Origin of the sequence: Flavobacterium sp., from assembly GCF_032153895.1 — a bacterium.
Taxonomy (GTDB): domain Bacteria; phylum Bacteroidota; class Bacteroidia; order Flavobacteriales; family Flavobacteriaceae; genus Flavobacterium.
The window spans coordinates 23,862-47,076 of sequence record NZ_JALDYN010000005.1 but is presented as its reverse complement, the minus strand read 5'-3'; the positions used below and the strand labels follow the sequence as shown (position 1 = coordinate 47,076).

At 39.6% G+C, this 23,215-nt stretch carries 21 protein-coding genes; 6 read left to right on the top strand and 15 right to left on the bottom strand.

The genetic code is table 11. The features are described from left to right. Positions 1-8: 8 nt before the first annotated feature. Positions 9-1,046, bottom strand: a complete 1,038-nt coding sequence (locus tag RUH60_RS03465; RefSeq protein WP_313805465.1) for a hypothetical protein — start codon at positions 1,044-1,046, stop codon at positions 9-11. Between the two features lie 182 nt (positions 1,047-1,228). Between RUH60_RS03465 and RUH60_RS03460 the strand changes: the two genes are divergently transcribed. Next, entirely contained in the window at positions 1,229-2,395 is a 1,167-nt protein-coding gene (locus RUH60_RS03460) for an iron-containing alcohol dehydrogenase (RefSeq protein WP_313805463.1), read from the top strand. 27 nt (positions 2,396-2,422) lie between these two features. Here RUH60_RS03460 and RUH60_RS03455 read toward each other — a convergent pair whose 3' ends face one another. Continuing rightward, positions 2,423-3,976: a T9SS type A sorting domain-containing protein gene (locus tag RUH60_RS03455; RefSeq protein ID WP_313805462.1), complete on the bottom strand. Its 1,554-nt coding sequence runs from the start codon at positions 3,974-3,976 to the stop codon at positions 2,423-2,425. Positions 3,977-4,291: 315 nt separating this feature from the next. Here RUH60_RS03455 and RUH60_RS03450 point away from each other — a divergent pair, with 315 nt between their 5' ends. Together RUH60_RS03450 and RUH60_RS03445 are read left to right on the top strand one after the other, a co-directional pair. Continuing rightward, positions 4,292-5,287: an NAD(P)H-dependent glycerol-3-phosphate dehydrogenase gene (locus RUH60_RS03450; protein WP_313805460.1), complete on the top strand. Its 996-nt coding sequence runs from the start codon at positions 4,292-4,294 to the stop codon at positions 5,285-5,287. Between the two features lie 195 nt (positions 5,288-5,482). Beyond that, positions 5,483-6,460: a TerC family protein gene (locus tag RUH60_RS03445; RefSeq protein WP_313805458.1), complete on the top strand. Its 978-nt coding sequence runs from the start codon at positions 5,483-5,485 to the stop codon at positions 6,458-6,460. Between the two features lie 34 nt (positions 6,461-6,494). Here RUH60_RS03445 and RUH60_RS03440 read toward each other — a convergent pair whose 3' ends face one another. After that, positions 6,495-9,284, bottom strand: coding sequence for a GH92 family glycosyl hydrolase (locus RUH60_RS03440; RefSeq protein WP_313805457.1), 2,790 nt, complete (start codon positions 9,282-9,284; stop codon positions 6,495-6,497). Between the two features lie 102 nt (positions 9,285-9,386). Next, on the bottom strand, positions 9,387-9,794 hold the full coding sequence (locus tag RUH60_RS03435; protein WP_313805455.1) for a hypothetical protein: 408 nt from the start codon (positions 9,792-9,794) through the stop codon (positions 9,387-9,389). A 76-nt stretch (positions 9,795-9,870) separates the two neighbouring features. Here RUH60_RS03435 and RUH60_RS03430 point away from each other — a divergent pair, with 76 nt between their 5' ends. Further along, positions 9,871-10,305, top strand: coding sequence for a copper resistance protein NlpE (locus tag RUH60_RS03430; protein ID WP_313805453.1), 435 nt, complete (start codon positions 9,871-9,873; stop codon positions 10,303-10,305). A 33-nt stretch (positions 10,306-10,338) separates the two neighbouring features. Here the strand turns inward: RUH60_RS03430 and pheS are convergent, their stop codons facing one another. Together pheS and RUH60_RS03420 are read right to left on the bottom strand one after the other, a co-directional pair. Next, positions 10,339-11,358, bottom strand: a complete 1,020-nt coding sequence (pheS, locus tag RUH60_RS03425) for a phenylalanine--tRNA ligase subunit alpha (protein ID WP_313805451.1) — start codon at positions 11,356-11,358, stop codon at positions 10,339-10,341. Positions 11,359-11,437: 79 nt separating this feature from the next. Continuing rightward, positions 11,438-11,794 carry a hypothetical protein gene (locus RUH60_RS03420; protein ID WP_313805449.1) on the bottom strand — a complete coding sequence of 119 codons (357 nt, stop codon included), beginning with the start codon at positions 11,792-11,794 and terminating at the stop codon, positions 11,438-11,440. Between the two features lie 173 nt (positions 11,795-11,967). Between RUH60_RS03420 and RUH60_RS03415 the strand changes: the two genes are divergently transcribed. Then, positions 11,968-12,513 (top strand): CvpA family protein, encoded by a 546-nt coding sequence (locus tag RUH60_RS03415; RefSeq protein WP_313805447.1) that lies wholly within the window; start codon positions 11,968-11,970, stop codon positions 12,511-12,513. Here the strand turns inward: RUH60_RS03415 and RUH60_RS03410 are convergent. From RUH60_RS03410 to RUH60_RS03375, 8 genes are all read right to left on the bottom strand, one after another. Then, positions 12,497-13,240: an SH3 domain-containing protein gene (locus RUH60_RS03410; protein WP_313805445.1), complete on the bottom strand. Its 744-nt coding sequence runs from the start codon at positions 13,238-13,240 to the stop codon at positions 12,497-12,499. The two genes, RUH60_RS03415 and RUH60_RS03410, sit on opposite strands and share 17 nt — an antisense overlap. A 5-nt stretch (positions 13,241-13,245) precedes the next feature. Continuing rightward, positions 13,246-15,066 (bottom strand): BatD family protein, encoded by a 1,821-nt coding sequence (locus RUH60_RS03405; RefSeq protein WP_409559647.1) that lies wholly within the window; start codon positions 15,064-15,066, stop codon positions 13,246-13,248. A 20-nt stretch (positions 15,067-15,086) separates the two neighbouring features. After that, positions 15,087-15,836 (bottom strand): tetratricopeptide repeat protein, encoded by a 750-nt coding sequence (locus RUH60_RS03400; protein ID WP_313805443.1) that lies wholly within the window; start codon positions 15,834-15,836, stop codon positions 15,087-15,089. Between the two features lie 2 nt (positions 15,837-15,838). Further along, the gene (locus RUH60_RS03395) at positions 15,839-16,879 is read right to left on the bottom strand and encodes a VWA domain-containing protein (RefSeq protein WP_313805441.1); all 1,041 of its coding nucleotides are present in this window, start codon (positions 16,877-16,879) and stop codon (positions 15,839-15,841) included. Between the two features lie 2 nt (positions 16,880-16,881). Beyond that, positions 16,882-17,883, bottom strand: coding sequence for a VWA domain-containing protein (locus tag RUH60_RS03390; protein ID WP_313805569.1), 1,002 nt, complete (start codon positions 17,881-17,883; stop codon positions 16,882-16,884). Then, positions 17,883-19,502 (bottom strand): hypothetical protein, encoded by a 1,620-nt coding sequence (locus RUH60_RS03385; protein ID WP_313805439.1) that lies wholly within the window; start codon positions 19,500-19,502, stop codon positions 17,883-17,885. Before RUH60_RS03385 ends, RUH60_RS03390 begins: the two co-directional genes overlap by 1 nt. 2 nt (positions 19,503-19,504) lie before the next feature. Further along, positions 19,505-20,371: a DUF58 domain-containing protein gene (locus RUH60_RS03380; protein ID WP_313805437.1), complete on the bottom strand. Its 867-nt coding sequence runs from the start codon at positions 20,369-20,371 to the stop codon at positions 19,505-19,507. 84 nt (positions 20,372-20,455) lie between these two features. Then, positions 20,456-21,460: a MoxR family ATPase gene (locus RUH60_RS03375; protein WP_313805435.1), complete on the bottom strand. Its 1,005-nt coding sequence runs from the start codon at positions 21,458-21,460 to the stop codon at positions 20,456-20,458. Positions 21,461-21,631: 171 nt separating this feature from the next. On the opposite strand from RUH60_RS03375, the gene RUH60_RS03370 reads away from it, so the two are divergent. Beyond that, complete coding sequence (locus RUH60_RS03370) at positions 21,632-22,789, top strand: ATP-binding protein (RefSeq protein WP_313805433.1); 1,158 nt, start codon at positions 21,632-21,634, stop codon at positions 22,787-22,789. Positions 22,790-22,881: 92 nt separating this feature from the next. Here the strand turns inward: RUH60_RS03370 and RUH60_RS03365 are convergent, their stop codons facing one another. Further along, entirely contained in the window at positions 22,882-23,199 is a 318-nt protein-coding gene (locus tag RUH60_RS03365; protein ID WP_313805431.1) for a hypothetical protein, read from the bottom strand. Positions 23,200-23,215: the final 16 nt, after the last annotated feature.

Here is a 23,215-nt window from a genome sequence, read left to right as displayed (position 1 = left end):
TGGTGAAACTACAGCTTGATATAAAGCTTCATGTAACTGGCTAAAGGATAATTTCCAAATGATGTACCGCCTGCTTCAGCTTTTCTAGTTGAATACCCATAATAGGATTCCACTCCTTCAGTACTGTTAATTGTAATGTTGTCTTCATCTTCTTCGACAAAACCATCATAATAAGCTCCACCATATGGACATGTGGTTGACGGGCTATTCCATGCACAACTTGGATTACTAGGGTTAAAATTATATGTTCGATGTTCTAACTCTATATGATCCCAACTGTTCAACCAATGGGAATCATCGAAAAGAACTGCGTCCAAATAAATTTTTTGAGAGGTTGAAGGCACATAAAGGACAAAACGCTGATAACCAGAAACATTAAATTGAAAAACCAAATGCCCACCGGTTAAGATTCCTGGTGTCGAAGCTGATGTTCCAATAAGGGTACCTTTATTTTGCAAATTAAAACTACCAGCCTGAGTTCCATATACTTCAAAATATTTGGCTGAGGCATATACGTGCTCCAGCAAATGGTCCACACAAGCACTTGGGTCTAATAATTCTGTATTTTGAGAGCCAGAATTCTCCACCATGTTAGTTACGTCTGGATTTGCAGCAAAAGCTGACACTGAGCTTCCAAAGTTTACGGGTGAAACAATATTGTTACTGCAATTGTGCAAAATTTCCGGAATAAAAATACCATTATCAGCATTTCCGTCCTGATCTAAAGTCTGTAAAAAAGTGGCAATATTGATAACCGTACTATTGGTGATATCAGTTGTTCCTGCCATATCAAACGGCGTTACGTATCCGGAAGCCGGTACGGGTGGAAATTCCAAATCACAGATAAAAAAGGTAACGGTTTCTCCTTCTTCAAAAAGATATTTCCCTTGTGCGTCGGTTCTACCGGAATGGGTTGCTGTTCGGTACCCTAAATTTTCAACCGGGCTGTCTACTAAATAACCGCTGCGTTCTTTACTTCCTTCTTCATCGTTTTTACTACAACTAAGCAATACTAACGGAAAAACTAAAAATGCTAATTTTTTCATACAGATATGTTTAAATTAATATTATAAATTACTAGAAATCATAATGTTGCAATATAATGAATAATAAGAATTTATTCACAACTAAATCCGATGAAAGTATTAAAAAAACCTCTAATTAACATTCCTTTAAAACAAACACGAAGAAACAATGAGTAAATTTAGGCTTCAAAAAATAAAAGACAATGTTAAACTTCGAACTATACAACCCGACGAATTATGTTTTCGGGAAAGGGCAAACCGCAAAACTTACCGATTTGGTTCCAAAAAACACTAAAATTTTACTCGCTTTTGGCGGTGGCAGCATTTTTAAAAATGGCGTGTATCACCAAGTAAAAGCAGCACTTCCAAATACTGAAATTGTAGAATTTGGCGGTATTGAGCCGAATCCTCGTTATGAAACACTGATGAAAGCCGTAGAAATCATCCGTACAGAAAACATAGGCTTTATACTGGCTGTTGGCGGCGGAAGCGTGATTGACGGTGTAAAATTCATTTCGGCAGCAGTAAAATTTGATGGTAATCCGATGGAAATTTTGCACAAACGTTTATTGATTAAAGATTTGACGCAGGTTATACCTTTCGGAACGGTTTTAACTTTACCGGCTACGGGAAGCGAAATGAATTCCGGAGCCGTAATTACCATTGATGCAACTCAGGAAAAATTGTCATTTGGAGGCAGCGCATTGTTTCCGAAGTTTTCGGTTTGTGATCCGACCGTGATTGAATCCTTACCAAAACGTCAAATCCAAAACGGAATTGTGGATGCGTACACCCACGTAATGGAACAATATTTAACCTATCCGACCGATGCGCTATTACAAGACCGAATCGCCGAAAGTATTCTCCAAACCTTAGTGGAAATTGGTCCCGACGTAGCCGAAAATCCAACCGATTACAAATTGGCTTCCAATTTCATGTGGTGTGCAACGATGGCGTTGAACGGTTTAATCCAGAAAGGTGTTCCAACTGATTGGGCAACTCACATGATTGGACACGAACTAACGGCTTTATACGAAATTGATCATGCGAGAACTCTGGCCATCATCGGACCGAATTTGTACCGCGTGATGTTTGACACCAAAAAAGAAAAACTAGCACAATATGGCGAACGTGTATTTAACATACAAGGAAGTTCTGTGGAAGAAAAAGCGGAAAAAGCTATTGAAGCAACCGTTGCATTCTTCCATAAAATGGGCATGTTGACGCGTTTATCCGAAAACACCGAAAACTATGACGAAACTGCTGATTTCATTGTAAAACGCTTTGAAGAACGCGGTTGGTTGGCCATGGGTGAAAAACAAAACATCACTCCGGAGAAAGTTCGGGAGATTGTGGAAATGAGTTATTAAAAAAAGCGCTCCTACCGGAGCGCTTTTTTATTGTTTAATGAATTTTATTTGTTTAGAACCTTCATCAGTTTCAATCTGACAGATATAATTTCCGGACTGTAATGAAGAAACATCAACAAGTCTTCCAAACTGAATATTCTTGACGCTCTTTACTTCTTGACCTAAAAGATTAAATATTGTAAGGGCTTTGATTGAATCGTTTCCTTCTGAAGAAATAGTGAAATTTTCCTGAACAGGATTGGGATACATTTTCAAATTATTTGTATCGAATGAAGTCACTCCTAAAGTTCCCTGTACTTCAATAAACAAATTGAATGTATTGCTTCCAAATTGATTTTCAACACTAACTGTATAACTAGTTAGAGGAGATGTTTGGGAAGGAGTTCCTGAAATAACACCTGTCGTCGCATCAATAACCAGACCTAATGGTAAATTTGGCGTGATTGAATATCCGTATTTTTTTATTTTTCGGATTTTGTTGTTACCATAATCAGCAATAAAAAGTGTATTTAGTTGTCCTATTGCAATTCCGGTAGGACTGTTGAACGTTGCAACATCTGCTTTATCATCCGTTGAACCTAAAATCCCTGAACCAGCATAAGTACTTACTTCTCCTGAAGATGTAATTTTGCGAATTTTATGATTTCCCTGATCGGTCACAAATAAATTATTTGCTTTATCACAAACTACAATTGCTGGATGATAGAAAGAAGCTGCAGTACCATAACCATCCACACTACCTGCAATACTGTTACCTGCATAAGTAGTTACATTGCCCGAAAGATCTATTTTTCTGATTTTTTGATTGCCGTAATCTGCAACATAAATATTTCCAAAAGTATCTAGACAAACTCCGGTAGGACCATTGAATTTTGCCGTCGTAACGGTACCGTCAACATTTCCTGCTGAAATACCTGCTATTGTCGTTACTATACCTGTCGGAGTGATTTTACGAATCCTGTTATTACTGAAATCAGCAATATATAGGTTATCATTGTCATCGATGCACATTCCTGCCGGATATTTAAATTTGGCTGTTAACCCGCTGCCATTTGCAAAACCGGCAACCCCAGAACCTGCAAAAGTACTCACCTCTCCGTTTGGAGTAATCTTTCTAATTTTGTGGTTACTTTGATCGGATATAAAGATATTGCCTTGAGAATCAACGACTGCTCCATCAGGATAGTTAAAAGTAGCTGTATTTCCCGGACCATCTTGAGCACCAATTTCACCTGTTCCAGCCAAAGTCGTAACTACACCATTCTGTGTAATTTTACGAATCTTATGATTGCTTCGGTCTACTACAATAATGTTGTTTTGATTATCAACAACAACTACAGTAGGTAAATTAAAGGTTGCGCCTAATGCACCTCCATCAACATAACCTGAAGCACCCGAACCCGCTAATGTGGTTACAAAAGCCTGATTAGGAATATTTCCTCCCGAATTTACCGGAACCAGATTTTGGATTGGTTGATTTACAGTATAAACGTTATGTGTGTTGTACGTTATATTGGGTACTTGCCCGTACATAGCAATAAAAAAGAAAAAACAAAATAAAAATTGTGGTATTTTTTTCATTGAGTTCTAATTTGCTGTGCAAAAGTAAGTTAAATAATCGTTAAAAAAACGAAAAGCGCCCTAAAAATTTTTTCAGAGCGCTTTTCTCACCAAAAACAAAAAATATTAACTAATCCTAACCTACTTTTTAAAAAATTGCATCACATTAATTAAAGATGCTTTTCTCTATTAACGGAAGTCACCACGATTCATTGTTTAAGTAAATCATAATCTAATGTTAAATTTTAATTCTTCAGCTTTAACTGCCTTAAAGCGTAAGGTTTTTCGATATTCATCAATTTTAAGTACTTTTGATATTTCAAATTTGAAAACCAAATGAGTGATACTCCAAAATTTGCAGTGATTGGTGGCGGAAGCTGGGCTACAGCTATAGCAAAAATGCTTTGCGTAAACCTTCCGGAAATTGCTTGGTATATGCGTAATACCTATGCTATCGAACATATTAAAATCAACAAACACAACCCGAATTATTTAAGTTCTGTTGAGTTTGACACTGCCAAACTGCGATTAACCAACGATATCAACGAAGCTGTCGCTTATGCCGATTATGTAATTTTTGCGATTCCTTCTGCTTTCTTAAGTGAAGAATTGGAAAAACTTACGGTTAGTTTGAAAGGAAAAGTAATTTTTTCGGCGATTAAAGGTATCGTTCCCGAAACCAGTTTGATTGTTGGGGAACATTTTCATAAAACGTATGACATTCCTTATGACAATATCGGTGTAATTACTGGCCCGTGTCATGCGGAAGAAGTGGCCTTGGAACGTCTTTCGTATCTAACCATTGCTTGTGGTGATGAAGATAAAGCCAAAACGATGGCCAATCATTTGAACAGCCACTACATCAAAACCAAAATTTCTGACGACATTATCGGAACCGAATATGCGGCAATGCTTAAAAACATCTATTCGATTGCTGCCGGAATTGCGCATGGTTTGGGTTATGGTGACAACTTTCAAGCACTTTTGATGAGTAACGCCATCCGTGAGATGAAAAAATACATTAAGAAAGTACACAAAATGAAGCGCAATATTAACGATTCGGCGTATTTGGGCGATTTGTTGGTGACTGGCTATTCCATCTTCTCCAGAAACCGTATGTTCGGAAACATGATTGGGAAAGGGTACACCGTAAAGTCGGCACAAATGGAAATGAGTATGGTTGCCGAAGGTTATTATGCCACGAAAAGCGCGTATAAACTCAACGAACAAAACAAAGCTAAAACCCCGATTATCAATGCTGTATACGACATTTTGTACGAAGGAAAAGAACCGAAACAGGTATTCAAAAAACTAACCGATAAATTGGATTAAATTTTTAAAAAAGTAGCGTTCCTAAAAATCTAACTTTTATTTTTTTATCAAAACGTTGATTTTTAGTATATTACTTTGCTTTTCGTGTTTTTTACCTATTTTTCGCCCTTTTGTAAACCCTTATAGGCAAAGGCGTTACGCCATTTCCCTTGGAGAAAAAAATAACCTTTATTTTAGCCGAAAATTAAACCGTCCATGGATCATTTAATCAATCACCCCGGTATTATTACCCTTTTTACCATTACTATTCTAATCATGTTGGTTTTAGACCTAGGCGTCTTAAACAAAAAAGGACATGCCATTTCCAATCGTGAAGCGCTGATTTGGTCTGTCGTTTGGATTTCTTTAGCGATGGGTTTCAGTGGTATCATTTACCATTACATGGGTGCGGAAAAATTCATGCAGTTTCAAGGCGCCTATTGGATTGAAAAGGCACTTTCGGTAGATAACCTCTTTGTTTTTATCTTAGTTTTCGGATTTTTTAATGTCGCCAAAGAAGCGCAACACAAAGTTTTATTTTGGGGCATTATCGGAGCCTTGGTTTTTAGAGCCATCTTTATTTTTGCCGGAGTTTGGGTGTTAAACTATACCTATTTACCAGAAATGGAATTGTTTGGTCAAATGGTAAAAATCAACTATTTGCTGACTATTTTCGGAATTATTTTGATTGTGGCCGGATTTAAATCGGCTTTTTCACATCAGGAAGACGACGGAAGTCAGGATTTCAACAACAGCCCAGGTGCCAAATTAGTGCAGCGTTTTTTCAAAGTGAGTAAAAATTTTGATGGCGATAAATTTTTCACCGTTCAAAACGGTATCAAGATGGCCACACCACTTTTGGTTGTAGTTGCGATTATCGAGTTTACCGACTTATTGTTTGCTGTGGATAGTATTCCGGCGATTTTTGCGATTGCTCCGGACGATCCGTTCATCCTCTACACATCAAACATTTTTGCCATTTTAGGATTGCGCTCCTTATACTTTCTTTTGGCCAATTTTATGTACATGTTCAGCAGACTGAACTACGGACTGGCTTTCATCTTAGCCTTTATTGGGGTTAAAATGCTTATAGCGCCGTTTTATCATGTACCGACTTCTGTTTCTTTAACCGTTGTAGGAAGTGTGCTTATACTGTCTGTAATTGCTTCATTATTGTTTCCGAAGAAAGATTAATACTAAAAAGGCTCCATGATGGAGCCTTTTCTTTTTATTTGATTTCTATTTCGTCAGTGAAAATATATGCGTCGCCACCAGCACCTTGGTGCCATTCCGGAAGTTTTCCGAAGTTGTAGGCTTTAATTTTTACATACTTGGCAGTTCCTTTGTACTTTAAAGCAAAAGCTTTAACCTGTTCTTTGTAATTGTCTGCAGCAACTGTGTTGGCAACTGTTCCAACCAATTCAAAGTTTACATTGTCGTTGGAAATATAGCACTCTACTTTTGATGGCATTAAAATCCAAGCTCGAGTATCCTGCAAAAAGCGTCCTGAAATTTCGCTGATTTTAGTTTCTTTTTTCAAATCGATTACGGCTTCAAAATCCTGACCTTGATAGCCTTGCCAGTCGCCTTTGCGCCAGTTTTCGTTACCGAGAATTCCGTCGATTAAACCTTCCGGGCCACCGGCGTGGTATTGTGTGGAATATTTAGATTGGATATCAATGCTCCAATCATTAGCTTTTTTGAAGTAAGAAGCAGAAACTACGTTGCTTTTCTTCCCGGCTTCATCTTCACTATAAGCATAAACTGTAGCTGATTTTTTAATTGCAAACGGCTTTTTGTATTTCTTAAATTTCTTGTTGTCAAAGGAATAAAAAGATTTTGTATTCGGAACTGTCACAATGGAAACCTGTAAATTATCTTTAAATGCTTTACTTCCAGCTTGAATTGCAGGAACAGCAGTTATCACATCGTATAAATCTTCTACGATATTATCTTCAGTTTTTTTATAGCTTAAATTCTCTAATGTTTCAGTGTTTGTCGATTTAGTAATGACAAAATCATCTTTGCCTTCTAACTTAATTCTGGCTTCATTAAAAAACGGAGCCGTGGTACTCCAGCCAATTTGCCCCGGAGTAACCGAATAAATTCCCATCGAACTCAACACATACCAAGCACTCATTTGCCCACAGTCTTCATTTCCGATTAAACCATCCGGAGTGTTTTTATAGAATTCGTTTAAGATGAAATGTACTTTCTCTTTCGTTTTTTCGGGTTTTCCGATGTAATTGTACAAGTACGCCATGTGGTGACTTGGCTCATTCCCGTGCGCGTATTGCCCGATTAAGCCCGTAATATCCACTTGTTCTCGTCCTGTTGTCGCCGATGGCGCTGAAAACATTTCGTCTAATTTTGCTTCGAACTTTTCGGCTCCACCATAAGCTTCAATCATTCCAGGTATGTCTTGCAGTACAAAAAAAGAATACTGCCACGAATTCCCTTCAGTAAAGTTATTGTTCACTTCTCTAGGATCAAAAGGAGTGTCCCAACCGCCGTTTTTCTTTGGTCGCATAAATCCGATTTGCGAGTCAAAGACATTTTTCCAACTTTGGGAACGTTTCATGAAATAATTGTAATCATCCATTTTATTAAGAAGACGTGCCATTTGGGCAATACACCAGTCATCATAAGCATATTCCACCGTTTTGGAAACGCTTTCGTGCTCGTCGTCTATCGAAATGAATCCGTTCTTTTTATACGCTTCCAACCCTAAATGATCAAGCATCGCGGAATGTTTGGCTGCTGCATACGCTTTTTCGTAATCAAAACCCTGAATACCTTTTACCATCGCATCGGCAATTACCGAAACGGAATGGTACCCAATCATGCAATCGGTTTCGTTGGACGCGAGTTCCCAAACAGGCAATCTTCCGCCTTGTTCGTATTGTTTGATGAAGGTATTGATATAATCTGAGGTTCGTTTTTTATCAATTAGCGTGTACAACGGATGTGCGCCTCGGAACGTATCCCACAACGAGAAAACCGTATAATAATCAAACGTATCTGCTACGTGAATTTGATTGTCGCGCCCTCGATATTTGCCGTCTAAATCTTCGGCGATATTCGGTTGCATCATCGTGTGGTACAAAGCTGTGTAAAAAATCGCCAACTTATCTTTATCCTTTTCTTCAATTTGGATTTTGGCTAATTCCAGATTCCAAAGCACTTTCGCGTCTTTGATGGTACGCTCAAAATCCCAGTGTTTGATTTCGGTTATATTTAAAGCTGCTCCTTCATAACTTGTTGGCGACAACGCTACTTTTACCCAGATTTTTTCTCCTTTTTCAACCGGTTTGGAAAAACTCAAAGCGACTTCGGTTCCGGAATAGAAATTGGCTTCGTTTTTACCGTTGGCTTTCACTTTATTGATGGTCATTGGTTGATTGAATTCGATGCGGGCGAACACATATTGGTCGCGAGCCCAGGCTTCGCTTCTGCGTAAAATTTCAATGGTTCGGCTGTTCACAATACGAACATCGCCTTGCAATAGTTTATCGCGATGGTTCAAATCTAAGATGATATTGGCCTGCCCTTTTTCGTTGAAGGTGTATTCGTGGAACCCAACTCTTGGCGAAGTCGTCAACCGAACATCAATATTATGTTTGTCTAACTTTACGCTGTAATAACCGGCTGCTGCTTTTTCGTTTTGATGGGAAAAGGCTGAGGAATATATTTTATTATCAAAAGACGGTTCGCCCATCGTCGGCATCAGCATGATATCGCCATAATCGGAAACGCCGGTTCCGTTCATATGGGTATGGGAGAATCCATAAATAACCGAATCGGAATAATGATAACCGCCGCAACCATCCCAGCTACCGTCAATTCTGGTATCGGGTGATAATTGCACCATTCCGTATGGCACTGTCGCTCCTGGAAAGGAATGTCCGTGCCCGCCTGTTCCGATAAACGGATTGACGTGTTGCGCAAAATCATGTTGCTGAGAAAATGCAGTTACTGAAAATAATGTGGCTAAAAAAAGGAAAACAGGGCGCTTCATAAAAATATCGCTAAAAATTTGCCCTAAAATAGCGAAAAATTGAGAAACAGCCACAAGTTGTTTTGTGATTTACTTCCCGAAATCAGAAGATTTGGTCACGGTTTATTTCACTAAAACACCGCGTTTGTTCATTACGGGAACATCGACCAAAGCCTTGTCATTGATACTGTTGGTTCGGAATACATACGTTTTATCGTAAAGTTTGTCACCGATGAAAAACGTCACCATGAACTCGTTGTTCAACTGCAACACATTGTTTTCCAACAATTCGATTTTTACAGAAGAATTGGGTTCCACTTCTTTAAACGCATGACGGAAAGTTCCGGTTTTTCGGTCTTCGCCATTAATTTGACCGTAGGCTCTAGAAACCACAATCGCCATTTCCAATTTAACATCGCTATCGTTTACCAGATGGGCATACCACGAGTTTTCCATGAAATCGTCATTCCATTCCTGAACAGCGGCCACATATACATTTTCGACTTTTGGTATACTAATATCCTTCTGCATAACGTTGTAGTTTTTGAGTGTGCAAATTTACTACAAATAATTCGTAATTTAGAATTGAAATCCATCGTTTGAAAACATGAAACTACTACTCATCACGGCTTTTACCTTAAACCTGACCATTTTTGGTTGTGAATTCGGCAATAAAGAAGAATCTGAAACTATTGCTGAGGAAACCTCTTTAGTTCCAGACGAACATACTTCAGAAAACGCCTTGGACTGGAACGGCACTTACGAAGGCGTAATCCCTTGTGCCGATTGCCCCGGAATTGCCACCAAAATTACCCTTCACGAAGACAAAACTTATGAACTTTCGGTATTGTATCAGGAGCGGGAAAAACAGCCAACGGTTTCAAAAGGTAGTTTTACATTTGACGAAACGGGAAGTTCCATCACTTTAGATGAAGGAACTCGTTACAAAGTCAAAGAAGGTTGTTTAGCGTTGTTAGACGGCGATGGTAAAGAGATTGAAGGTGCGTTGAAGGCTAATTATGTTTTGAATAAAAATCACTAAAATAAAAAAGCCCCGAAGTTCGGAGCTTTTGTTTTATATACTAGATTTGAATTGTTCCAAGAAACGCACATCATTTTCGTAGAACATTCGGATATCGCCAATTTGGTACAACAACATCGCAATACGCTCGATTCCCATACCGAAAGCGAAACCGTTGTATTTATCAGCATCGATGCCGCAATTTTTCAAAACGTTTGGATCGACCATTCCGCAGCCCATGATTTCTAACCAACCGGTTCCTTTGGTGATACGGTAATCGGTTTCGGTTTTTAAACCCCAATAAATATCAACCTCAGCACTTGGTTCCGTGAACGGGAAATAACTCGGACGCAAACGGATTTTAGATTTTCCGAACATTTCTTTAGTGAAGTACAACAACGTCTGTTTCAAATCAGCGAAGGAAACATTCTGATCGATGTACAATCCTTCTACCTGATGGAAAATACAATGCGAACGCGACGAAACCGCTTCATTACGGAACACACGTCCTGGTGAAATTGTACGAATCGGTGGTTTATTGCCTTCCATATAACGCACCTGAACGGACGAAGTATGCGTACGCAACAACACATCCGGATTCGTTTGAATAAAGAAAGTATCTTGCATATCACGTGCCGGATGGTATTCCGGAAGGTTCAATGCGGTGAAATTATGCCAATCGTCTTCAATTTCCGGACCTTCCGAAACATTAAAACCGATGTTGGAAAAAATATCTACAATTTGATTCTTAACGATCGAAATCGGATGACGCGAACCAATAACCAAAGGCTCGCCCGGACGCGTTAAATCGCCATAAATGCCACCAGCCACTTCTTTGCTTTCCAAAGCTTCCTGAATGGTTTTCACCTTGTCTTCCGCCGTGGTTTTCAGCAAATTGATAACTTGACCGAATTCTTTCTTTTGGTCGTTCGGAACGTTTTTGAATTCTGCGAAAAGGTCTTTCAACAAACCTTTGCTTCCCAAAAATTTAATTCGGAAAGCTTCTAACGTATCTTTATTGTCCGTGGTAAAGGCTTGTGCCTCACCAATGTATTCTTTAATCTTATCAGTCATCGTCATGCGGTAATTGGATGCAAATTTAGTTTTTTTTGAGGGATTAGTAAACAGTAATCAGCAATTAGTTTACATCACTTTACTCAATCACTTCTTTTTCCAGAAAATAATTCACAATCGCTTCTTTCATCAACACCGATTGCTCTCCGGCTTTTAAAGAAGGTAACTGTTCTTTTACCTGATAATGGGGCCAGCCATCGGCATCGAAAAAATCGAATTCATAGTAGCCGTAAGGCTCTAATAAGCGGCAGATGGCAATATGCATCAGGTTTAGCTTTTCATCTTTTTTGAATTTACGATTGAGTTGCCCCAATTCCTGTACGCCGATTAAATAAATAATAGCGTCCAAATCTAAGATTTCTCCATCGGCAAATTGATTGGAAAGTATGTTGACCACTGCATCCCAGCGGGTTTTTAATTGCTCGTCTCTTGACATTTTAAAAAATTATGAATTATGAATTATGAATTATGAGTCCATTAATCATAAAGTTAAACGGCAAAGATAGTGAGTTATGAATAGAGAATGGTGGCTTCGAGAAAGTCTTTTCCCTTTTTACTTTCTACTTTTCCCGCTTCTGTTATCTTTGCTTTTCACCAATTGAAAAAAATATGGGTTTTATTGATATTGTATTAGCCGCTTTGTTGGTTTTCGCCTTGATTAAAGGCTTACGCAACGGATTATTTGTCGAATTAGCCTCGTTATTGTCGTTTATCGTCGGGATTTATGTGGCGATTAAATTTTCGTATGTGGCTAAATCGATGTTAGAAAACGCTGTTTCCTGGTCGCCAAAAACCGTTACAGTTGCAGCGTTTGTCATTACACTTATCATCGTTGTGGTTGGTATTCATTTGCTGGCCAAAGTGTTCACTGGCATCGCAGATTTCGCTTTTTTAGGCTGGCTGAATACTTTAGGTGGCGGTGTTTTCGCTGTTATAAAAACCGTTTTATTACTCGGAATTGTGCTGAGTTTGTTTCAGAAAGTGAATTTTAACGACATGCTGATTTCCAAAGAAAAACAGGAGAATTCTTTATTATTCAATCCGATTATGACCACTTCGGAAGTTTTATTGCCGATGGTAACCACTTGGTTTGAAGAACTGAAACAACTGACAAAAGAAGAAGACCAAACGGCTGAACCTACTTCAGTTTCTTAATCGCATCCGAAGTAATCCAACCTTCGGTTTCGTCGGTTAATTGAATTTTCGACCAGTTGTCCTGTGTTTCCAATACATAAACTTTAGTTCCTTCGTGCAGTTCAAAGGCATTTGGGGCGTTGGATTTCGGTTCGTTTTTCACTTCGGTTACTTCGGCAAAAACGATAGCCGGTTGTTCGCTGTCGTAATTTTTCTTTTCAATTACAGCAAAAAGCACGCTCAGTAAAGTTCCTAAAACCGTCAGAATCATGGCTGTAAAAAAGGTACGCTTCAGGAGCGAAGTTCCACCAAAATAATAACCGATAAAACACAACAAGAACGCCAAAGAAAAACCGGTAGCAATCCCAGCCCAAGTGTTGTAATGAAAGACATCTAACGTTTCGTTCAGTATTTGCGAAAAGCCAACTTTTGGCACAACTTTGATTTCGTCAATCGCCATTTTTTGGGCAAATTTCAGATTGGTTTGAATTTCGGCATCATTCGGATTCAGCAACAAAGCTTTTTCGTAATTGTACACGGCTGGCGCGACTTTGTGCAATTTGTAATACGCATTTCCCAAATTGAAATACAACTCTGAAGATTGCTCTCCGGATTGCAAAATACCTTCGTAAACTGCAACAGCCTGTTCAAATTGCTCTTTTTTGTATAAATCGTTTCCTTTCTGAAAAGCAGTTTGGGCCAACATCGTTTGAGCCACCAATAAAACTATATAAACTATCTTTTTCATCTTCTTTAAATCTGCTTACTCAATTCGGAAATTACGGTTACGGCTTTGTCATAATCCTGCTGCATCGCAACACTTGTCGATGGCGCATAACGGGCGAATTCGCAGTTGTCGATTAATTGCATGAACTCAGAAACGGTTTGATTTTCTGCTTTTTTAGTTACCAGCAATTCCTGAATATTTTCCTTACTCATTTCTGAGGTTTCGATATGGAGTTTCGCTTTCAGGAAGTTGTGTAACGCACGTTCCATCGCATCGTAAAAGGCTTCTTTATTCCCTAATTGCTTATTGGCTTCGGATAAGAATTTCTTTGCCAGTTTGTTCGACTGACGGATTTTATTTCCGGCCACATCACCGTCAATAGCGTCTTTCTTCTTCTTCGCCAAAATGATAATCGGTATGATTAAAAGCGGCGCAAAAAGTAGTGAGTAGAATAAATTTGAACCTAAGAAATCATCCTTTTTAATTGGCGATAAGGAAGTAGCCGATTTCACAAACGCAAACTGTTCGCTTTTCTGTACTGCTTTTTTATCGTTGGACGCAACTGCTTCGGTTTGCTCCGTTGGCATCGGCCCGTCTAAAACTTCAATGCGGATTTCTTCCGAAGTAATGGTTTTATAGCTCTTCGAATTCAAATCAAAATAACTGAACGAAAGCGGTTTAATCGAGTATGTTCCCTTATACTGTGGTACGATGGTATAGGTATCTGAAATGGTTCCCTGAGAACCCGTTAATGGCGTAGTCACGTTTTCCTTATGCTCCGGATCGTACATTTCTAAGGCGCTCGGCACAACAGGCTTCGGTAAGGTGAATAATTTCATATTTCCTTTTCCGGCTGCACTTACCACCAATTGCAAAGATTCTCCCGATTTTAAAGTTGTTTTGGACGGTTTCACCTGAAAATCGAAATGTCCGACAGCTCCAGTGAAATCTTCGGTTTTTCCAGCTTCCGGTAATGCTTTTACAGCAATCGCTTTGGCTCCGGCAGAAACACGTTTGGTTCCGTTGGTGTATTCCATTCTGCCAAAAACATCACGACGACCGGTTGGCGCCTGCATACTGATATCTAACGATAATGGTTCAATCGTTAATTTACCGGATTTCTGCGGATACAAAACAGTTTTACGAAGAATCACATAGCGGTAATCTTCGCCGTTGTATTTGCCCATCTGAACACTCAAGTTCTTTACATCGATATTCTGACTCCAGAAATTGTTGTACTTCGGACTGGCTGTTTCTCTAAAATCACTCACACTCACATACGGACTCACGTACAATTTGTACACGGCTGTAATTGGTTCGTTCAAATAAGGATTTGTATTGGAAATTTCGGCCACCAAGTGAATTCCATCACCTTTCAATTCTGGTGGCGGTGGCGGTGCAACTTGTCTTGGTCGTCGGTTTCCGAAAATAATAGCGAAAGGATCTTCCTCTTCTTGTGGTTCGGGTTGGGTTACCGCATTGCCAACAGTAACTTTTACCGAATTGGTTTTATAAATTCTTCCCGCAATTTCAATAGAAGCGGGTTTGATGATAAACGTCCCTTTTTTAGTCGGCATCAGAAAGAAGGAATACGACTTGCTGAAGGATTTCTTTCCGTTCACCCAAGAATAATTCACGGATTGATTCGGCCCTCCAAACACTTTGAACCCTTCAAAATCGGGCGCTTCAAAATTGTCGCCGTCGTCGTTCATGGTAAAATCGATGCGCAAGCGTTCGTTGATTCCAATGGGGTTTTTGCTCACGGTCGCTTTGAATTCGACCTGAGCCACCACGGATTGCAGCGCAACCAAGCATAAAAGCAGGATTCCTTTAATTTTCATTGTCATTTGCTACTGTCCTGTATTCTTTACCAGTCTTTTTCGGTTCGTGTTGGTCTTCCTTTGACTTCACGTCCTTTTACCCGGTCTTGTATTTTCTTTTCTTCGTTGTTTAAAGCGTCCAACAGGTTTTCCATTTGCTGTTTGGAAGAACCGCCTTGCTGTGGTTTTTGCGGCTGTTTGTCTTGATCGCCTTTATTTTCTTTATTGTCAGGTTTGTTTTGTTCTTTATTGTCTTTTTGATTTTTGTCCTGATCTTTATTTTGATCCTTGTTCTGGTCTTTGTTGTCTTTTGGCTGTTGCTCTTTATTCTGATCTTTGTTTTTATCCTTGTTGTCTTTGTTGTCTTTCGGCGGATTTTCTTTTAATTTCTGTTTCGCCAACGCATAATTGTATCGCGTTTCTTCATCGTACGGATTGTTACGCAACGCATTTTTATAGGCTTCAACCGCACCTTGATAATTTTTTTCCGTCATGAAAGCATTCCCTAAATTGTGGAAAGCTTTGTGCTTCTCCGTCTTGGTTTGGGCTTCTGTTATCGCTCGGGAAAACGAATATTTGGCTTCCGAAGGTTGATTCTGACGGTAAATCGAATTCCCTAAATTGTACGATGCCATCGCCGATTTCGGATTTTTGAATTGCGATTTTCGATACTCGACTTCAGCATCGGCATAGTCCTTATCCTCGAACTTGCTGTTGCCTTTCGGTAGGTTTTTGTCTTTCTCCTGAGCAAACAAGGTCAGGGAAAAAAGCAAAAATATATAATGCAGATACTTCATCTTCAGGCTTTTTCCTTTTCATTAAACAAATTCAGTGGCTTCACCCAAGCGGTTTTGCGCTCCAAAAAGAACACATCGAGCAATAACAAGAAGAATGCCAGTCCTAAAAACCATTGGAACTGCGATTCAAAATCAGCAATTTGCTGGCTTTCGAAATCGGTTTTTTCTAAATTGTCCAATCCGTTTTTAACGAATTCTAAAACTTCTTTTGTACTTCCACCGAAAACATAGCCACCATTCGCGTTTTTAGCAATGGTTTTTAAGGTTTCCGGATATAGTTTTGTGATTACGGTTTCGCCGTTTTGGTCTTTTTTAAACCCTTCAATCACGCCATTATGACGCAACGGAATCGGTCCTCCTTTTTCGGTACCGATACCAATGGTGATGACTTTGATCTTTTTGTCTTTGATTTCTTCTAAGGCGTCTTCAAAACCTTCGCCGTGGTCTTCTCCATCCGACAACATGATGATTAATTTGCTCGTTTGCGGATCGTCAAAATACGAAGAAGCCAATTTCAAAGCTTCGCCCAAAGCCGTTCCCTGCGAAGAAACCATATCCGTATTCATGCTTTGCAGGTACATTTTCGCCACGCTGTAATCGGTGGTGATTGGCAGTACAGGATAAGCACTTCCAGCATAACCTACGATTCCAATGCGGTCACTTCCCAACTGGTTGATAATCTGCGAAACGACCTGCTTGCTTTTCTCCAATCGGTTGGGCGCCAAATCTTCGGCTAACATACTTTTGGAAATATCCACTGCGAAAACAATGTCTACTCCTTGTCGTTTTACCGTTTCCATTTTGGTTCCGATTTTCGGATTCACCAAAGCAACAACTAAAGCCGTTACGCCTAATAAAACGACAGCGATTTTCAATATCGGTTTGAAAAGTGATTTTTCAGGACTTAAGTGCTGTAATAATGGTGCATCGGCAAACTCGCGCTGTTTCTTTTTCTGCCAAAACAAATTGATCAGAAACAACAGCAGCAGTACCGGCACAATGCCCAGCAGATAAAAATATTTTGGTTCGTCAAATTCCCACATAACTAGATAAAACTTCTGAAAATCGTTTTACGTAATAAAAGTTCTAAAGCTAAAAAGCCTAAAGCCAAAAACGCGAAGAATCTGTATTTTTCGTCGTAGTTGTAAAAGCGCTGTTCGGTCACTTCAGTAGTTTCCAATTTATTGATTTCGTTATAAATCGTTGTTAAACTCTGATTGCTGGTCGCTCGAAAGTATTTTCCTCCGGTAGTCTGCGCGATTTCCTTCATCAGTTTTTCGTCAATTTCCACTTTCATTTTTTTGAACAAAAACTGCCCGTTTGGTGCAATCGCGTACGGAAAATCAGCCATGCCGTTAGTTCCGATTCCGACTGTATAAACTTTCACGCCAAATTCTCTCGCGATTTCAGAAGCCATTCGCGGATCGATAAATCCGGAATTGTTTACTCCATCGGTCAATAAAATAATGACTTTGCTTTTCGCTTTGCTGTCTTTCAAACGGTTCACGGCTGTAGCCAAACCTACTCCGATTCCGGTTCCGTCTTGTAAAACATTGTCGTATTTCACCGCATCCAATGCTTCTAAAACCACGGCTTTATCACTGGTTACCGGTGTTTTGGTATAACTTTCGGCAGCATATAAAACTAACCCGATGCGATCGTTTGGACGTTGTTCCACGAATTCGGCGGCGACACGTTTTAACGCTTCCATACGATTCGGTTTCAAATCTTTGGCCAACATACTTCCGGAAACGTCAATTGCCATGACGATATCGATGCCTCGAGTCGTTCTGGATTTATTCGTCACATCCGTAGACTGCGGTCGCGCTAAAGCCACAATTAAAGCAGCCAAAGCCAACATACGAAATACAAACAACAGTGGTTTCAATTTCGACAATAGGGATTGAGTCGTTTTAAAACCCTGAACCGAACTCATTTTTAAAGTTGGCGCAAATTGTTTACGCTTCCAAAAATACCAAGCAATGGCTATTGGCAACACCAAAAAAAGCCAGAAAAACTCCGGGTTTGCAAAAGTGATATTCTTCATCATGGCGTTGCGGCTTTACGTAATTCAATCGATTCTAAGATGCGCTGGGTAATTTTATTCCCGAACTCATCGCCTTCTTTATGGGCCAATATGATTTGCTGCAATCCGCCTTCCTGAGCGAAAACAATAATCTCGTAATACAATTTTTCGGATTGGCGTTTGATGGGATCCAGCATGTTTAAGGTTCCGTAAGCTTTTCTGCCCGACAATCCTTCGTTGGTACTGAAATCTTCTGTTTTTACGATAATATCCTGAGCACCGCGTGACTCGATAAATTTCAGACAGCCTTCCAACGATTTGTCTAACACATTAGCAGATTGATCCTGCGGAATCTCAGTCTTGAATTTCGTAGTACTCACCGCGATGAAATACTCATCAAAATAACCTCCGAATTGGAAAAACTGCATTTCCTTAATCAACGCCATGGCATCTTTTGGAACTTGTTTGGCAGCATCTTCGCGTTTCAAAACTTCCGGTGTGGAAATAAAAACGCCCGGATTTCCGTATTCGCTGCTAATCCAGTCTTTCTCGTACATTTCCTGAGTCGATTCTCCGAAAATATTGTACTTATCTAGAAAATAAGTTGTCAAACCTCCAAGCAAAGCAATTCCTACTGCCAATCCGATGAGTTGGTTGCGTTTTTTGATTTTCTTCAGACGCAATTCTTCCTGCAAACGGGCGTATTCCAAACTTTCTTCGTCGTCTTCTTGTTTTGGAAGGGCTTTATCGATGGTTTTGATGATGCTTTCGATGTTTTTTCGGTCTTCGGAAATTTCAAAATCGAGCGGTTTGGACTTGGCGAATTTGACCAAATCGGCATTTTTTAAAATCTTCTCGAAGGTTTGCATGGTTTCCTGACGGATGCCCATTTTCTTTTTCATTGAAGCACGTCTCATGGCTTCCAATAATTCGTCCGTAGTGCTTTCCATGGCTGGAATGTGGACGGTTTCTTCGATGTAGGTTCTGGTAATATCAGTCATTTCGGAATAGTACGATTTGACGTCGCCTTGTTCCAAAAGGGATTTTTTTTCTAAATTTTGCAGTAAACTGGTCGCTTTTTCGATGGGTGAAGCGTATACAATTTCTTCTTCTTTCGGTTTGTTTTTGTAGCGTTTGTACAACCAATACCCTAAAATTCCTAAAGCTGCAATGATCACCAAAGCCAACAAATACCACCAAAAACTAGAAGAATTGTCTTCCGGCGCCATTACGTTTTTAATGTCGTACATTTTTTGTTTCAACGTATCGACTACTACCGGATTCACCTCAACTACTGCAGAATCGGATAAAAATTGTTTGTTGCCAATCAACACCGGAATTCTCGGAATCACATAACGTCCGGAATCGAATTGCGTTAATCCGTATTTTTTGATGAATTCGTAATTCGCATCTTTCTTAATCGTGTCAATCGGAAAGGATTCTAAAACCTCAAGCTGCCCAATATTTTTCACGTCTGGAAAAGCTACCCGAGTTTCTTTGGTTCCCATCACTTTTAACGTTAAGTGAAATTGCGAACCGATTTTAATTTTAGCAGAATCGACAGACGTTTGCACAGGTTGTTGCGCAAAGCCAACTGCAGTTACTACTATAAAAAGATATGTATATAATTTTCTAAACATGTTTAGCTTCTCGATTTAAAATAGCCGAGTAATTTCTTCACGTAACTTTCGTCCACACGGGTACTTACGGTTCCGGAGCCACAACGGGAAAAGATTTCTTTGAAATATTTTACGTTGTCCTGATAGTTTTTCTCGTAGTCTGAACGAACGGTTTTAGAATTGGTATTCACCACCATAATTTCTCCGGTTTCGGCATCTTCCATGGTTACCATTCCTACGTTGGGAATCGTTTCTTCGCGCTGATCGTAAACTCGTATTCCGGTAACATCGTGGCGCTTTCCGGCAATTTTTAAGGTGTGTTCGTAATCCGAAGTCATAAAATCGGAAATCAAAAACACAATGGCTTTCTTTTTCTGAACACCGGATAAAAATTTCAAGGCTTGCGACAAATCGGTTTTTTTGCTTTTCGGCTGAAATTCAATCAATTCACGAATAATGCGCAACACGTGCGATTTCCCTTTTTTAGGCGGAATGAACAATTCAATCTGATCGGAAAAAAGAATCAATCCGATTTTGTCGTTGTTCTGTGTTGCCGAAAAAGCCATAGTCGCGGCAATTTCCGTAATAATTTCGCTTTTCAGCTGATTTTGGGTACCGAAACTCTGTGAACCGCTGCAATCTACCATCAGCATCATGGTCAGTTCGCGTTCTTCTTCGAAAACTTTCACGTACGGTTCGTTGTAGCGCGCCGTTACGTTCCAGTCGATGGCACGAACATCATCGCCAAACTGATACTGACGCACTTCCGAAAACGTCATCCCGCGTCCTTTAAAAGACGTATGGTATTCGCCCGAAAAGATATGATCGCTCAACCTTCGGGTTTTGATTTCTATTTTGCGTACCTTTTTGAGTAATTCTTTGGTATCCATCTTTATTAGTTCTCAGTCGCAGTTTTCAGTCGCAGATACCTCAGCAAAAACTGTATACTGGGACCGGAAACTGTAAACTAAATTCTAAGGCACTTCTACCTCGTTCACGATTTTATTGATGATGTCTACCGAAGTTACATTTTCAGCTTCGGCCTCGTAAGTGATTCCAATTCTGTGGCGTAACACATCGTGTACTACAGCACGAACATCTTCCGGAATAACATAACCGCGACGTTTGATGAACGCGTAACATTTTGCCGCCATCGCCAAGTTGATACTTCCACGCGGGGACGCTCCGAAACTGATTAGCGGTTTCAAATCCGCCAATTTGTATTTCTCCGGATAACGGGTCGCGAAGATGATATCTAAGATGTATTTTTCGATTTTTTCGTCCATGTAAACTTCACGAACGGCTTGCTGCGCACGAAGAATCTGCTCCAAAGAAACCACTTGGTTTACTTTTTCAAAACCGCCGTTTAAGTTTTGACGGATAACTACACGCTCGTCGTCCATTTTCGGATAATCAATTACGACTTTCAGCATGAAACGGTCCACCTGTGCTTCTGGTAACGGGTAAGTTCCTTCCTGCTCCACCGGGTTTTGTGTTGCCATAACCAAGAACGGTTTGTCTAACTTGAAGGTTTCGTCGCCAATGGTTACCTGTTTTTCCTGCATCGCTTCTAACAAAGCGGATTGTACTTTAGCAGGCGCACGGTTAATCTCATCAGCTAATACGAAATTTGCGAAAATCGGTCCTTTTTTGATGGTAAAATCGTTCTGCTTGATGTTGTATATCATGGTTCCCACCACATCGGCAGGTAATAAATCCGGGGTAAACTGGATACGGCTGAAACTTCCGTGAACCGCTTGAGACAACGTATTGATGGCTAAGGTTTTTGCCAAGCCGGGAACTCCTTCTAACAAGATATGACCTTGTGCTAAAAGCCCGATTAGTAAGCGCTCAATCATGTTCTTCTGACCGACAATTACCTTGTTCATTTCCAGGGTAAGCAAGTCGATAAAGGCGCTTTCTCTCTCGATTTTTTCGTTGATCGCTCTTATGTCCAGCGTAGTTGTATTTTCATCCATTGGTGTCAATTTTTTGAGCCGTGAAATTAAGTAAGATATTTTAACACTGCAAATTGAAAATTAATTTAGTGGTTTGTTGTTAAGAATTGGTTAAAATAACTCGGAATAACTTGATATTAAGCACAATTTATGATTTTGTTTTTATATTTTTAAGAATCGAATTTTTCTGTCATGCTGAACAAGCGCCTTCTTATTAAAAACTTGCTGGCTCACAACGATGAAAACAGTTTCTATGATAAGAAGCGGCAGCTGAATTTGCACACCAAAGAAGGTAAAGGAAAATTTCTGAAACACATTTGCGCCTTGTCGAATTCCAATCCGATGAACAATTCGTATATCGTGGTAGGTGTAGAAGATCAGGACAATGCGATTGTAGGTGATGATTTCTTTGACGACAGTCGCATACAAAATCTGGTGAATGCCTTTTTGGAAAATCCGCCTAAAATTCAGTATGAAAATGTGCCGTTTCCGGATTTACCGAAAGACAAAGTGGTGGGCTTAGTAACGATTAAACCCAATAATAAGGTTTCCTTCTTCAAAAAAGGAATTCATACGATACTTGCCAAAACGATTTTCATAAGACGCGGAAGTAATACGATGCCGGTGGAAGATGTAACCGAGATTCCATCGTCGATTAAAACCAAAAGTTTAAATACCGAAACGGTCATCAGTATTGAAAACAATTCCCGAAACAGCATTGCTCATACGTTGGAAGGCGTTATCGACTTCATGAACAACCGTCACAAAGACATGAGCCCGCGATACAAGGTTTTTAAAGAATTGTTTGTGGTGTGCTGGGCCGGAAATAAAAAGAAAATACGGGAAAAGACATTCTTCTCCCGTGTCGACATTGAACTGATCAACGAGCAGGTTAAACTTTTCTATTCGGCTTTGGACGAAGTGACCATCGAGTATGATGAGCATACGTTTTCCATCACCGAATACGTTCCGTTGGGACTGAACGACAAAACGAGCTATTATCCGCTGGAAAAAGTGACTCTGCATTTCTACGACAATGGTTATTATAAAATGGATACCGTCATGCTTTTCGAACCGCCGGAATACAACCGGAAAATGTTGCATCATATTTACAATTCGAATTTGGCTTTACTGCAAAAACTACAAAAAGGAACTTCTTTATCAGGGAGAGAAAGCAAAGATTTGGAAAATTTGCCTTCAACTCTGATGATCTGCTACCTCAACGGTTTCGAAGAGGCTAAAACGAAACTAATTGACGCAAAACCATTTTTAAAAGCGCTTGAAAACCAAACCGCTTACATTTATTTTAAAGAAACCATGCGGGTGTTGCGCAAAGTGAAATACAATTGATTTACAGACAATTCATCAGTAAGACAACTATCTTTTTAAATACAAAAAGGACAACTTGTATCATAATCCAAGTTAAATGATATTAATTTTATTTAAGATTCGGCTGAGAAAACGCGATAGGTAGATTTGCTGGACAATTCAAGAATCACAACTACAATATTTTCCAGAAAGCAAAGTGGATACTTCCCTTTTTTCAACCAAGAATAGCGAGTATCAATGCCTAAAGTGAGTAACAAATCGGGTTCAAAAAAGAAATCTTCCTCCTGAATGAATTCTATTTTATCTTCTTTTGAGATTTCTGAATACTTTTTACCGAAAAAACTTCGTTGCTCCTGCTCAGAAAGTTTATCCATTTGTAATTGAATAGCCAGACTGTTGCTGGACAGCTTTAAAATACCATAGTTTTCCATAACACTATTTATTTCA